General features: G+C 62.2%; 11 protein-coding genes. 10 read left to right on the forward strand and 1 reads right to left on the reverse strand.

Going from position 1 to position 12,918, the window contains the following annotated elements:
* Window position 1 precedes the first annotated feature (1 nt).
* The 6 genes from D0B32_RS18780 (at window position 2) to lpxC (ending at window position 6,320) form a co-directional block, all read left to right on the forward strand.
* Entirely contained in the window at window positions 2-955 is a 954-nt protein-coding gene (locus tag D0B32_RS18780; RefSeq protein WP_117335784.1) for a D-alanine--D-alanine ligase, read from the forward strand.
* A gap of 10 nt (window positions 956-965) precedes the next feature.
* The gene (locus tag D0B32_RS18785) at window positions 966-1,718 is read left to right on the forward strand and encodes a cell division protein FtsQ/DivIB (RefSeq protein WP_117335786.1); all 753 of its coding nucleotides are present in this window, start codon (window positions 966-968) and stop codon (window positions 1,716-1,718) included.
* 27 nt (window positions 1,719-1,745) lie between these two features.
* Complete coding sequence (ftsA, locus tag D0B32_RS18790) at window positions 1,746-2,978, forward strand: cell division protein FtsA (protein WP_012434417.1); 1,233 nt, start codon at window positions 1,746-1,748, stop codon at window positions 2,976-2,978.
* A gap of 182 nt (window positions 2,979-3,160) precedes the next feature.
* On the forward strand, window positions 3,161-4,360 hold the full coding sequence (ftsZ, locus tag D0B32_RS18795; protein WP_117335788.1) for a cell division protein FtsZ: 1,200 nt from the start codon (window positions 3,161-3,163) through the stop codon (window positions 4,358-4,360).
* Window positions 4,361-4,632: 272 nt separating this feature from the next.
* Window positions 4,633-5,136: a peroxiredoxin gene (locus tag D0B32_RS18805; protein WP_117335792.1), complete on the forward strand. Its 504-nt coding sequence runs from the start codon at window positions 4,633-4,635 to the stop codon at window positions 5,134-5,136.
* Between the two features lie 266 nt (window positions 5,137-5,402).
* The gene (gene lpxC, locus D0B32_RS18810) at window positions 5,403-6,320 is read left to right on the forward strand and encodes a UDP-3-O-acyl-N-acetylglucosamine deacetylase (RefSeq protein ID WP_117336290.1); all 918 of its coding nucleotides are present in this window, start codon (window positions 5,403-5,405) and stop codon (window positions 6,318-6,320) included.
* A gap of 75 nt (window positions 6,321-6,395) precedes the next feature.
* On the opposite strand, the gene D0B32_RS18815 is transcribed toward lpxC, so the two are convergent.
* Window positions 6,396-6,893, reverse strand: coding sequence for a DUF721 domain-containing protein (locus D0B32_RS18815; RefSeq protein ID WP_117335794.1), 498 nt, complete (start codon window positions 6,891-6,893; stop codon window positions 6,396-6,398).
* 278 nt (window positions 6,894-7,171) lie between these two features.
* Here D0B32_RS18815 and secA point away from each other — a divergent pair, with 278 nt between their 5' ends.
* The 4 genes from secA to D0B32_RS18835 all read left to right on the forward strand — a co-directional run bounded on the left by secA (window position 7,172) and on the right by D0B32_RS18835 (window position 12,735).
* Entirely contained in the window at window positions 7,172-9,973 is a 2,802-nt protein-coding gene (secA, locus tag D0B32_RS18820; protein ID WP_117335795.1) for a preprotein translocase subunit SecA, read from the forward strand.
* A gap of 181 nt (window positions 9,974-10,154) precedes the next feature.
* Window positions 10,155-11,396, forward strand: a complete 1,242-nt coding sequence (argJ, locus tag D0B32_RS18825) for a bifunctional glutamate N-acetyltransferase/amino-acid acetyltransferase ArgJ (protein WP_117335796.1) — start codon at window positions 10,155-10,157, stop codon at window positions 11,394-11,396.
* Between the two features lie 29 nt (window positions 11,397-11,425).
* On the forward strand, window positions 11,426-12,295 hold the full coding sequence (locus D0B32_RS18830; protein ID WP_117335797.1) for an ATP-binding protein: 870 nt from the start codon (window positions 11,426-11,428) through the stop codon (window positions 12,293-12,295).
* Window positions 12,292-12,735 carry an NUDIX domain-containing protein gene (locus D0B32_RS18835; RefSeq protein WP_117335798.1) on the forward strand — a complete coding sequence of 148 codons (444 nt, stop codon included), beginning with the start codon at window positions 12,292-12,294 and terminating at the stop codon, window positions 12,733-12,735. Before D0B32_RS18830 ends, D0B32_RS18835 begins: the two co-directional genes overlap by 4 nt.
* Window positions 12,736-12,918 lie beyond the last annotated feature (183 nt).

Raw genomic sequence — 12,918 nt, forward strand, 5'->3', positions numbered from 1 at the left:
CATGAGCGGTATCAATTCAGCGGAACTCGCAAAGCAATTCGGCAAGGTGGCAGTGCTACTCGGCGGCAATTCCGCCGAGCGCGAAGTGTCGCTCAACTCGGGCCGTCTCGTGGTGCAGGGCCTGCGCGACGCGGGCGTCGACGCTCATCCCTTCGACCCCGCCGAGCGCGAACTCGCGGCGTTGAAAGAAGAAGGCTTCGTGCGCGCCTTCAACGCGCTGCATGGCGGCTACGGCGAGAACGGCCAGATTCAGGGCGCGCTCGATTTTTACGGCATCCGCTACACGGGTAGCGGCGTGCTCGGTTCGGCGCTCGGTCTGGACAAGTTCCGCACCAAGCTCGTGTGGCAGCAACTCGGTGTGCCGACGCCGCCGTTCGAAGCGGTGCTGCGCGGTGACGACTACGCCGCGCGCGCCGCCGACATCGTCGCCAAGCTGGGCTTGCCGCTCTTCGTGAAGCCGGCGAGCGAGGGCTCGAGCGTCGCGGTAATCAAGGTGAAGAGCGCCGAAGCGTTGCCGGGCGCGCTGGAAGAAGCGGCGAAGTTCGACACGATCGTGGTGGTGGAAAAGAGCATCGAAGGTGGCGGCGAGTACACCGCGTGTATCGCGGGCGCGCTGGATCTGCCGGTGATCCGCATCGTGCCGGCCGGCGAGTTCTACGACTATCACGCGAAGTACGTGGCCGACGACACGCAGTATCTGATTCCGTGCGGCCTCGCGCCCGCCGAAGAAGCGCGTCTGAAGACGCTGGCTCGCCGCGCGTTCGATGTGCTTGGCTGCACCGATTGGGGCCGTGCCGATTTCATGCTGGATGGTGAGGGCAACCCGTACTTCCTGGAGGTGAATACGGCGCCTGGGATGACTGATCATTCGCTGCCGCCGAAAGCGGCGCGCGCGGTTGGTATCAGTTACAGCGATCTGGTTGTAAGTGTCCTGGCGCTTACGCTGAAGGATTGATTTAATCGCTATGTGGAACAACGTTCGCCAGCTCAATTTCGCCACCAACGCGTTGCACGTGTTGCTGGTGCTCGTGCTGCTGGCGGCTGGCGGACTCTGGCTGATCCAGCGGCCGAATTTCGCGCTGCGCGAAATCAGCATTGATGGCGACATCGATCACATCAATTCGCCGACGGTGCGCGCGGGTGTCGTAGGCAGGTTGAAGGGCAATTTTTTTACCGTGGACCTGGATTCGGCGCGCCAGGCCTTCGAGCAGATGCCGTGGGTGCGTCACGCCAGCGTGCGGCGTGTGTGGCCCAATGCGCTGGCTGTCACGCTCGAAGAGTACAAACCGCTGGGGACGTGGGGTAGCGATCAACTGGTGAGCGTGGACGGCGAACTGTTCACGGCGAATCAGGGCGAACTCGAGGCGCACTTGCCGGCTTTCGATGGACCGGACGGCACGGCGCAGGAAGTGGTCGCACGGTATCGCGACTTTTCGAAGTGGTTTGCGCCGCTGGGCGCGAAGCCGGAAGAAGTGACGCTCTCGCCGCGTTATGCATGGACGGTGAAGCTGTCGAACGGAATGCAAGTGGAACTGGGACGCGAGCGCAATCAGCAAACGCTGCTCGATCGTAGCCGGCGCCTGACATCGGCGTGGGCCGCAGTGACGCAACGCTGGGGGAAGGATATCGAGTATGCGGACTTGCGCTATCCGAACGGTTTTGCGATTCGCGCAGCAGGCATGCGCTTTATCAGCGAGCCCGACAAAGGCAAGAAGTAACGGAACATCACACGCAATGAGCACGCTATGAGTAAAGACTACAAAGATCTGCTGGTCGCCCTCGACATTGGGACGTCGAAGGTCGTGGCCATCGTCGCCGAGCTGAAAGGCGAAGGTCACTACGAGGTGATCGGCCTCGGCCAGAGCGAATCGAAGGGGCTCAAGAAAGGCGTGGTGGTGAACATCGAGGCCACCGTGCAGTCCATCCAGCGCGCGCTCGAAGAAGCGGAGCTGATGGCCGACTGCAAGATCACCAACGTATTCACCGGGATCGCCGGTAGCCATATCCGTTCGTTCAATTCGAGCGGCATGGTGGCGATCAAGGAAAAGGAAGTGACGCAGGCCGATGTGGCGCGCGTGATCGAGACGGCGAAAGCCATCAACATTCCGACCGATCAGCAGGTGCTGCATATCCTGACGCAGGAATTCATCATCGACGGGCAGGAAGACGTGCGCGAGCCGATCGGCATGAGCGGCATTCGCCTCGAAGTGAAGGTGCATATCGTCACCGGTGCGGTGAGCGCGGCGCAGAACATCGTCAAGTGCGTGCGCCGCTGCGGCCTCGAAGTGAACGATCTGATCCTGCAGCCGCTGGCGTCGTCGCTGGCGGTGCTGACGGAAGACGAAAAAGAGTTGGGCGTGGTGCTGGTGGATATCGGCGGCGGCACGACGGACATCGCGATTTTCAGCGAAGGCGCGATCCGTCATACCGCGGTGATTCCGATTGCCGGCGACCAGATCACGAGCGACATCGCGATGGCGCTGCGCACGCCGACGCCGGACGCGGAAGACATCAAGGTGGATTACGGCATCGCCAAGCAGGCGCTGGCCGATCCGGACGAAATGATCGAAGTGCCGGGGCTCGGCGAGCGCGGTCCGCGCACGCTGTCGCGCCAGGCGCTGGCGGCGGTGGTCGAGCCGCGCGTCGAAGAACTGTTTTCGCTGGTGCAGCAGGTGGTGCGCGAGTCGGGTTACGAAGAGTTGCTCAGCTCGGGCGTCGTGCTGACGGGCGGTGCTTCGATGATGCTCGGCATGGTCGAACTCGGTGAAGACATCTTCCTGAAGCCGGTGCGGATCGGCGTGCCGGAATATGCCGGCGGTCTGGCGGACGTGGTGCGCAATCCGCGCTATTCGACGGCGATGGGTCTGCTCGTCGAAGGCCGTTCGCAACGCATGCGGGGCCGCAAGGTGGCGGTGCAGTCGGGATCGATGGGCCAGGTGTTCACGCGGATGAAGGACTGGTTCCTCGGCAACTTCTAAAGCATTCGTTTTAAAGCATTCGCAGTTCCGCAGATTCAGCGGCAGGTTCAAGCAGCACGGTTACGCAACAGGGTTACGCAATTCGCGCTGGTGCCGGCGGCTGGCGCGCGACAGGGGGTTGCCCGATCTCCTGCCGAATAACGGCCGAGTGGCATCAATTTTTTATCTTGACGGAGGCAATAATGGAATTCCAGATGCTGGAAACCGAAACCAACGGCACCATCATCAAGGTGGTCGGAGTCGGTGGCGCTGGCGGCAATGCCGTTCAGCACATGATCAACAAGGGCGTGCAAGGCGTCGACTTCATCGTGATGAACACGGACGCACAGGCTCTGTCGCGTTCGCGCGCGACCGCGGTGATCCAGCTCGGCAACACCGGTCTGGGCGCAGGTGCCAAGCCGGAAATGGGCCGCGCCGCAGCAGAAGAAGCACGTGAACGCATCGCCGACGCACTGCGCGGCGCGCACATGGTGTTCATCACGGCCGGCATGGGTGGTGGCACGGGTACGGGCGCAGCACCGGTGGTCGCACAGATCGCCAAGGAAATGGGTATCTTGACTGTTGGCGTGGTCAGCAAGCCGTTCGAATTCGAAGGCGGCAAGCGCATGCGCGTGGCAGAAGCAGGTTCGCAGCAACTGGAGGATCACGTCGACTCGCTGATCGTCGTTCTGAACGACAAGCTGTTCGAGGTGATGGGCGATGACGCCGAGATGGATAAATGCTTCCAGTGCGCAGACGATGTTCTGAATAACGCAGTCGCAGGGATCGCGGAAATCATCAACGTCGACGGTCTGGTGAACGTCGACTTCGAAGACGTGAAAACGGTGATGGGCGAGCAGGGCAAGGCGATGATGGGCACGGCGACGGTAGCTGGTGTCGATCGCGCGCGTCTGGCCGCTGAGCAGGCTGTGGCCAGCCCGCTGCTGGAAGGGGTGGATCTGTCGGGTGCGCGTGGCGTGCTGGTGAATATCACGTCGAGCCGTTCGCTGCGTCTGTCGGAAACGCGCGAAGTGATGAACACCATCAAGAGCTATGCAGCAGAAGACGCAACGGTCATCTTCGGCGCGGTATACGATGATGCAATGGGCGACGCGTTGCGCGTGACGGTGGTGGCAACGGGTCTGGGCCGTGCGGCGAAGAAGCAGCAATCGGCTCCGATGACGCTGCTGCGCACGGGCACGGACAACCAGCCGATCGGCGGTCACCAGCACGCGTACGCTCCGCAACAGCATCACACGAGTGCAGCAGACTACGGCTCGCTGGATACGCCGGCAGTGTGGCGCACCTCGCGTGACACGGCGGCATCGCACGTGCAGGCGCTGCAGGAAAAGGGCGTCGACACGTACGATATTCCGGCATTCCTGCGCAAGCAGGCGGACTGATCCGCGGGCAGCCTTTCACTGCGGCACGTTGCAGGTAACGTGTCAGCAGGGAAATGCACGAGCGTGGCGGGTGGAACGACAAAGCAGGCCGCGTATGAGTACGGATACGCGGCAAGGACAGGTGCCCTCTTCGGATTCGCGAAGCGGAAGGGGTGGCTGTCGGCGGCAGGAAGCGCGGGCATCGAGGCAGATGCAGCAGGTGCGCGGACTGCACGATTCACTGCGACACGACGGCGTGCGGGCATGCTCCGCATCGACGCGAAGGACTGAGCATGATCAAGGTAGGTGAAAAGCTACCCGACGCAATCGTCTTCGAATTGATTGAAGACGAGCGTGCGGGCTGCACGATCGGGCCGAACAGCTTCGACGTGCGAGAACAGACCGCGGGCAAACGCGTGGTGATCTTCGGATTGCCAGGCGCCTTTACCCCGACCTGTTCGGCCAAACATGTGCCGGGTTATGTCGAGCACGCTGAGCAGCTATTGGCTGCCGGCATCGACGAAATCTGGTGCGTGTCCGTCAACGACGCGTTTGTGATGGGCGCGTGGGGACGCGATCAGCACACCTCGGGCAAGGTGCGCATGATGGCGGACGGTAGTGCGGCTTTCACGCGGGCGCTCGGTCTGGAGCAGGACCTGTCGGCGCGCGGCATGGGAATCCGTTCCCAACGCTACGCCATGGTGGTCGACGACGGCGTGGTCAAGACGCTGAACGTCGAGGCACCCGGCAAGTTCGAGGTCAGCGATGCAGGGAGTATCCTCGCCACGTTGAGCTAGTTCGTGGGTGCAATCAGGCCGTTTCCGAGCCCCTCGTTGTTTCGGGGCAACGGCAGGATGGCACGCATGTGACAAGCCGTAACGCGGGCTGATGACCGGAAACGCCTCCGTTCCGGGCATCGGCCCGTCACGCTTTCGCCATCAGGTAATGTAGCGAAACAGATTGATACGTTCCCGGCAACGACGCTCCTTAGGGTATTGGAGTATACTTCGAGCTATGGAATAAAAAGTCCCGATTGGGATTTTCAATCGAACAGAAGATCACCATGTTGAAGCAGCGCACTATCAAATCGATCGTCAAGACAGTTGGCATCGGCGTGCACTCGGGCCGCAAGGTCGAGTTGACACTCCGTCCCGCTGGTCCTGACACCGGCATCGTGTTCACCCGCGTGGATTTGGCCACGCCGGTGGATATCCCTGCACACACCATGTCCATTGGCGATACACGCCTCGCGTCGGTGCTGCAGAAGGACGGCGTGCGCGTGTCGACTATCGAGCATTTGATGTCCGCCTGCGCCGGGCTCGGCATCGACAACCTCTACGTCGACGTGACCGCTGAAGAAATTCCGATCATGGACGGCAGCGCGGCCACCTTCGTGTTCCTGATTCAATCGGTGGGCATCGAAGAGCAGAACGCCGCGAAGAAGTTCATCAAGGTCACGAAGCCGGTCGAGATCATCGACGGCGACAAGTTTGCCCGTCTGGATCCGTTTTTCGGTTTCAAGCTGAAGTTCACCATCGACTTCCGTCACCCGGCTGTCGACAAGACCGGCCAGGCGCTGGAAGTGGACTTTGCCCACACGTCGTACGTGCGCGACATCGCGAGGGCACGGACGTTTGGTTATGCACACGAAGTGGAAACGTTGCGTGAACTGGGTCTGGCTCGTGGCGCGAGCCTCGACAACGCCATCGCGCTGGACGAATACCGCATTCTGAACAACGACGGCCTGCGCTATGACGATGAGTTCGTGAAGCACAAGATGCTCGACGCGATCGGCGATCTGTACGTGGTCGGCCATCCGTTGCTGGCGTCGTACACGGCGTACAAGTCGGGCCACGGTCTGAATAACGCCTTGCTGCGCGAATTGCTGAAGCACGAAGACGCATACGAGATCGTGACCTTCGAGGACATCAAGAAAGCGCCGCGCGGTTTCGCTTTCGATACTCAGACAGCATTTGCCTAAGCGAATGCGACGCGCATTGAGCGCGTCCTGATCTGGAACGTTAGATGGACGAAAAATAAGCAGCCCTCGGGCTGCTTATTTTTTTGGCTCGCGATTCTTGAGATGCCGGGCGGCCATTTTGGCGAGCGCCGCCTGCAAGGGCGAGGGCGCCAGCGATTCACTGAGGGCATGCAACGCGTCTGCGCCGGCCGGCGTCATGCGCGCCTGCTTGACCGGCGGCGGCTCTTTCACCGCTTGCGGGCGTACGCGGATTCTTAGCGCATTCACCGCCCAGCCCCGTTGCTGTAGATCCGACAACAGCCGCGGCTCGAGATGGCGCAGGCGCGCGGCCAGCGCGTTATGCGCGGCAAATAGTGCCAAAACGCCATCTTTGATAAATCCGGGCTCGACGCTCGATGCCAGATAGTCGGGCAGGAGATGCCGCAGATCGCTCTCCAGTGCGGCAATCTGTTCGACGCCCGCGCGCAGGGCCGCGAACGCGTCCGTGCGCTTGAGTACCTCGGCAAGCGGCTGCGGGCGGCGCGTGTTGAACTGCTTGGGCGGCGGCCTTGAAAACGACGGTGAGCGGCTCATGTAGGATAGTAGCGGCGTGGGTGCGTCCAGCGCGCACTCACGCCCGGATTGTACCGTGCGGGACCCGCTCCCGGCCGCTCCCTCAAGGGGTTGCCGGAAGCAGTGCACGGCGTCCCGACGTCGCGCCTGTGACACAGGCGCGCGCTGGGGCGCGTGCTAAAATGCCCGATTCGAATTCACTCTTGGACTAAGCCGCCGAGGCACTTCCGACCCCGGACCAGTATGTGGACCACCACACGCTGTGAACCAGCCGAAGCCGCGACGCAGACACCGATCCGATGACCACCGGTTTTCTACAAAAGATTTTTGGCAGCCGCAACCAGCGGCTAGTCAAGCAATATCAAAAGACCGTCACGGCGATCAATGCGCTCGAGCCGCAGATCGAGCAATTGACGGATGATCAGTTGCGCGCCAAAACGGGTGAGTTCCGCCAACGCGTCGGGAGCGGCGAGTCGCTCGACAAGCTGTTGCCGGAGGCCTTTGCGGTTTGCCGCGAGGCGAGCAAGCGCGTCCTGAAGATGCGCCACTTCGACGTGCAGCTGATTGGCGGCATGGTGCTGCATTACGGCAAGATCGCCGAAATGCGCACCGGCGAAGGCAAAACGCTGGTCGCTACGCTGCCGGTGTATCTGAATGCGCTGTCGGGACGTGGCGTGCACGTCGTCACGGTGAACGACTATCTGGCCCAGCGCGACGCCGAATGGATGGCGCGTCTGTACAACTTCCTGGGTTTGTCGGTCGGCATCAACCTGTCGCAGATGGATCATGCCATGAAGCAGCAGGCCTACGCTTCGGACATCACCTACGGCACGAATAACGAGTTCGGCTTCGACTATCTGCGCGACAACATGGTCTACGAGACCGATGCACGCGTGCAGCGCTCGCTGAATTTCGCGGTGGTCGACGAAGTGGACTCGATCTTGATCGACGAAGCGCGTACGCCGCTCATCATTTCCGGTCAGGCCGAAGATCACACCGAGCTGTATGTGCGCATGAACGCGCTGCCGCCGCTGCTCGAGCGCCAGATTGGCGAAGAGAAGGCCGACGGCACGGGCGTCGAAAAGCCGGGCGATTACACGCTGGACGAAAAGGGCCGTCAGGTATTCCTGACGGAATCGGGTCACGAAAAGGCGGAGCGTCTGCTCTCCGAGTGGGGCCTGATTGGCGAGGGCGAAAGCCTGTACGCGCCGCAGAACATCACGCTGATGCACCACGTGTACGCCGCACTGCGCGCGCACACGCTGTTCTATAAAGATCAGCACTACGTGGTGCAGAACGGCGAAGTCGTGATCGTCGACGAATTCACCGGTCGTCTCATGTCGGGCCGCCGCTGGTCCGATGGCCTGCACCAGGCGGTCGAGGCCAAGGAACACGTCAAGATCCAGAGCGAGAACCAGACGCTCGCGTCGATCACGTTCCAGAACTACTTCCGTATGTACGCCAAGCTGTCGGGCATGACCGGCACGGCGGACACCGAAGCGTACGAATTCAACGAGATTTACGGGCTGGAAACGGTCGTGATCCCGACGAACCGTCCGCCCAAGCGGATCGACAAGCAGGACCAGATCTACAAGACCGCGAAGGAGCGTTACGACGCGGTCATTCGCGACATCCGCGATTGTCACGAGCGTGGCCAGCCGGTGCTGGTGGGTACGACGTCGATCGAGAATTCGGAACTGCTGTCGCATCTTCTGAAGCAGGCGGGTTTGCCACACGAAGTGCTGAACGCAAAGCAGCACGCGCGTGAAGCCGAAATCGTGGCGGAAGCGGGTCGCCCGCAACGCGTGACGATCGCTACCAATATGGCTGGTCGCGGTACCGACATCGTGCTGGGCGGCAACGCCGAGAAGCAGGCTGCGTTCATCGAGGCCGATCCGGCTATCCCCGAGGACGAGAAGCAGCGCCGCATCCAGAAGCTGCACGACGAATGGCAGGAGCTGCACGACCGGGTGAAGGCCGCAGGCGGTCTGCACATCATCGGCACCGAGCGTCACGAATCGCGCCGGATCGACAATCAGTTGCGCGGCCGTGCCGGCCGTCAGGGCGATCCGGGCTCGTCGCGCTTCTATCTGTCGCTGGAAGACCCGTTGCTGCGCATTTTTGCGGGCGACCGCGTGCGCGCCATCATGGACCGCCTGAAGATGCCGGAAGGCGAGGCGATCGAAGCGGGCATCGTCACGCGCTCCATCGAATCGGCACAACGCAAGGTCGAGGCACGCAACTTCGACATTCGTAAGCAGCTGCTCGAATACGACGACGTCTCGAACGATCAGCGCAAGGTCATCTACCAGCAGCGCAACGAATTGCTCGAAGCGCACGACATCACCGAGACCATCGGCGCCATGCGTCACGGCGTGATCACGGACATCGTGCATCAGTTCGTGCCGGCAGGCAGCATTGAAGAGCAGTGGAGCGTGCCTGAGCTGGAAGAAGTGCTGCGCAACGAGTGGCAACTCGATCTGGCCATCCAGGAGATGATCAACGAGTCGTCGTCGATCAGCGTGGACGAAATTCTGGAAGCAGTGATCGCCGCCGCCGACGAAACGTACGAAGCGAAGGTCGAGCAGGTGGGCCGCGATTCGTTCAGCTCGTTCGAACGCTCGATCATGCTGCAAACGCTGGATCGTAGCTGGCGCGAGCATCTGGCTGCCCTCGATCACCTGCGCCAGGGCATTCACCTGCGCGGTTACGCCCAGAAGAATCCGAAACAGGAATACAAGCGCGAAGCGTTCGAACTGTTCGCGGCCATGCTGGACGCAGTAAAGCTCGAAGTGACGCGGGTGGTGATGAACGTGCAGATCCAGTCGCCAGAGCAACTGGAAATCGCGGCCGACGAATACGAAGAGCAGGGCAGCCATCTCGAGAACGTCGAGTTCCGCCATGCTGAATTCGCTGAGGCGGCCGCGCCGGTTGCCGCAGAGGCGGCCACGGCCGCCATGATCGGCGACGCGATGAGCCACGGCACGCATGCGCCCGCAGAGCAGCCGCTTGGCGACAACGTGCCGAAGGTCGGACGCAACGACCCGTGTCCTTGCGGCAGCGGCAAGAAGTACAAGCAGTGCCACGGCAAGATCGTGTGATAGTGAATGCGGCGCGCGTCAGGCGCGCCGTGTTGTTTCATGCGGTGCTTCTGCTGTGTTGATCCCGCTGTATTGATTTTGCTGGTTGATTTCGCGGTAGTACGGCACGCGCCGGAACTGCCTCTTTGATTGTCCGATGCCGGCTTCATGCCGGCATTTTCAACTTCGACAGGTCGCGACCATGGCTGTCAATTTCCCCTCGATCGATCCCGCCCAACTTCATCCCGTCCCCGGCGTCACGTTGGGCTGGGCGGAAGCGAACATTCGCAAACCGAACCGCAAGGACGTACTGGTTATCTCCGTCGACGAAGGCGCGACGGTAGCGGGCGTGTTCACCTCGAACCGCTTTTGCGCGGCGCCGGTTACGGTGTGCCGCGAGCACCTCGAAGCGGTGCGTTCAGGTGGTAAGGGCATTCGCGCGCTGGTGGTGAACACGGGAAACGCCAACGCGGGAACGGGCGAGCCGGGCTTGGCCGCGGCTCGCGAGACCTGTGACGAACTCGCGCGTCTCGCGGAGATTTCGCCGCAGCAGGTGCTGCCGTTTTCGACCGGCGTGATTCTCGAACCGCTGCCGGTGGATCGCCTGAAGGCTGGCTTGCCCGCCGCGCTCGCCAATCGTCAACCGGCACATTGGTATGACGCCGCGCAAGCCATCATGACCACGGACACGCTGCCGAAGGCCGTGTCCCGCCAGGTGACGATTGATGGCCACACGGTGACGCTGACCGGCATCAGCAAAGGCGCTGGCATGATCAAGCCGAACATGGCCACCATGCTCGGTTTCCTGGCGTTCGACGCCGGCGTGGCGCAGCCCGTGCTCGACGAACTGGTCAAGTACGTCGCGGATCGTTCGTTCAACTGCATCACGATCGACGGCGATACCTCGACCAACGATTCGTTCATCCTCATTGCCACGGGCAAGTCGAGCCTGCCGGCAGTCACGTCGACGGACTCCGCCACTTACGCGGCGTTGCGCGACGCAGTGACGGAAGTGGCGCAGACGCTGGCGCAACTGATCGTGCGCGACGGCGAGGGCGCGACCAAGTTCATGACCGTGCAGGTGGAAGGCGGTGCGAACGTGGCGGAGTGCCGCCAGATCGCCTACGCGATTGGCCATTCGCCGCTCGTCAAAACGGCGTTCTACGCATCGGACCCGAACCTCGGCCGGATTCTCGCGGCAATCGGCTACGCGGGCGTGACAGATCTCGACGTGGGCAAGATAGACCTGTATCTGGACGACGTGCTGGTCGCGAAAGCGGGCGGCCGCAATCCGGATTACCGTGAGGAAGACGGTCAGCGCGTCATGAAGAAGGCCGAGATTGCGATTCGTGTCGTACTGGGACGCGGCGACGCGCAAGCCACGATCTGGACGTGCGATCTGTCGCACGACTACGTGAGCATCAACGCCGACTACCGTTCCTGACCCGCAGCCGCTTCGCTTTCTTTGTAACCATGGACAAACTCGAACAGTTTCTGACCCGCGCCGAAGCCTTGCTCGGCCGCCTGGAGGCCGTGCTTCCGCCCGCCATGCCCGACGTGGAGTGGGACACGGCGGTCGCCTTCCGCTGGCGCAAGCGTCAGGGTCGCGGCTATCTGCAGCCGGTAAAAGCCATCTCCGACATCACGCTGGACGACTTGCAGAACATCGATCGCCAGAAAGGGCTGATCGAGCAGAACACGCGTCAGTTCGTGAACAAGCAGCCGTCCAACAACGTGCTGCTGACAGGCGCCCGCGGCACGGGCAAGTCGTCGCTGATCAAGGCTTGTCTGAATGCGTACGCGAAGGACGGCCTGCGCCTGATCGAAGTGGACAAGGACGACTTGCACGATCTCGGCGACATCGTCGATCTGATCTCGCAGCGCCCGGAGCGCTTCGTGGTGTTCTGCGACGACCTCTCGTTCGAAGAGGGCGAGTCCGGTTACAAAGCGCTCAAAGTGGCGCTGGACGGCTCCGTGGCCGCGCAATCCGACAACGTGCTGATCTACGCGACGTCGAACCGCCGCCATCTGCTGCCCGAGTACATGAGCGACAACGAGACGTACAAGCACACGTCAGACGGCGAGATTCATCCCGGCGAAGTGGTGGAAGAAAAGATCTCTCTGTCGGAACGCTTCGGCTTGTGGGTCAGCTTCTACCCGTTCAAGCAGGACGATTACCTGGCGATTGTCGGTCACTGGTTGCAGCATTTCGGCGTCGGCGCGGCAGAAATCGAATCGGCGCGGGGCGATGCGCTCGTCTGGGCGCTGGAGCGCGGCTCGCGCTCCGGGCGTGTGGCGTGGCAGTTTGCGCGTGACTGGTCCGGCCGGAAGTCACACGCATGACGACGAACGCTGACAGGACCACGGACGCTGCGGGCGCGGCCAACGCGGCTGGCCGCCCGGTCACGGAAGTGGCTGTGGGTGTGCTGGTGCAACCGGACGGCCGCTACTTGCTGGCTCAGCGTCCTGCCGGCAAGCCTTACGAGGGCTACTGGGAGTTCCCGGGCGGCAAGCTGGAAGCGGGTGAAACGGTGGAGCATGCGCTGGCTCGTGAACTGCACGAAGAACTCGGTATCGAGGTTCTCGCGAGTCACCGCTGGCACACGCTGGAGCACGATTACCCGCACGCGTACGTCCGGCTCTATTTCTGCAAGGTGACGCAGTGGACGGGCGAGCCGCATGGTCGCGAGGGGCAGGCGTTCGTGTGGCAGTCGCTGCCGGCTACGGTAGCGCCTCTGTTGCCGGCGACGATTCCGGTGCTGGAATGGCTCGCAGCGGAGTGATCAACGGGGAGTAATCGTGCCTTGGCGCAACCGGGGGCGGGATCGGGTGAGGTTCTTTAACGCACGTACAGCGCGGAATCAACGCACAACCCGGCGGTGCGCTCCGCGCAAGCCGCCGCAGCAGACGCGTCGAATCGCGCGCGCTGCGCTCTCTCGTGACGGGCGCAACCACGCGCCTGTCAA

The organism is Paraburkholderia sp. DHOC27, assembly GCF_003429005.1.
Classification (GTDB): Bacteria; Pseudomonadota; Gammaproteobacteria; order Burkholderiales; family Burkholderiaceae; genus Paraburkholderia.

Excerpts from the sequence above, each read along its gene's own strand:
- D0B32_RS18835 (WP_117335798.1), top strand. The coding sequence starts at position 12,292 with ATGACGACGAACGCTGACAGGACCACGGACGCTGCGGGCGCGGCCAAC.
- D0B32_RS18785 (WP_117335786.1), top strand. The coding sequence starts at position 966 with ATGTGGAACAACGTTCGCCAGCTCAATTTCGCCACCAACGCGTTGCAC.
- ftsA (WP_012434417.1), top strand. The coding sequence starts at position 1,746 with ATGAGTAAAGACTACAAAGATCTGCTGGTCGCCCTCGACATTGGGACG.
- argJ (WP_117335796.1), top strand. The coding sequence starts at position 10,155 with ATGGCTGTCAATTTCCCCTCGATCGATCCCGCCCAACTTCATCCCGTC.
- secA (WP_117335795.1), top strand. The coding sequence starts at position 7,172 with ATGACCACCGGTTTTCTACAAAAGATTTTTGGCAGCCGCAACCAGCGG.
- D0B32_RS18780 (WP_117335784.1), top strand. The coding sequence starts at position 2 with ATGAGCGGTATCAATTCAGCGGAACTCGCAAAGCAATTCGGCAAGGTG.
- D0B32_RS18815 (WP_117335794.1), bottom strand. The coding sequence starts at position 6,893 with ATGAGCCGCTCACCGTCGTTTTCAAGGCCGCCGCCCAAGCAGTTCAAC.
- D0B32_RS18805 (WP_117335792.1), top strand. The coding sequence starts at position 4,633 with ATGATCAAGGTAGGTGAAAAGCTACCCGACGCAATCGTCTTCGAATTG.
- ftsZ (WP_117335788.1), top strand. The coding sequence starts at position 3,161 with ATGGAATTCCAGATGCTGGAAACCGAAACCAACGGCACCATCATCAAG.
- lpxC (WP_117336290.1), top strand. The coding sequence starts at position 5,403 with ATGTTGAAGCAGCGCACTATCAAATCGATCGTCAAGACAGTTGGCATC.
- D0B32_RS18830 (WP_117335797.1), top strand. The coding sequence starts at position 11,426 with ATGGACAAACTCGAACAGTTTCTGACCCGCGCCGAAGCCTTGCTCGGC.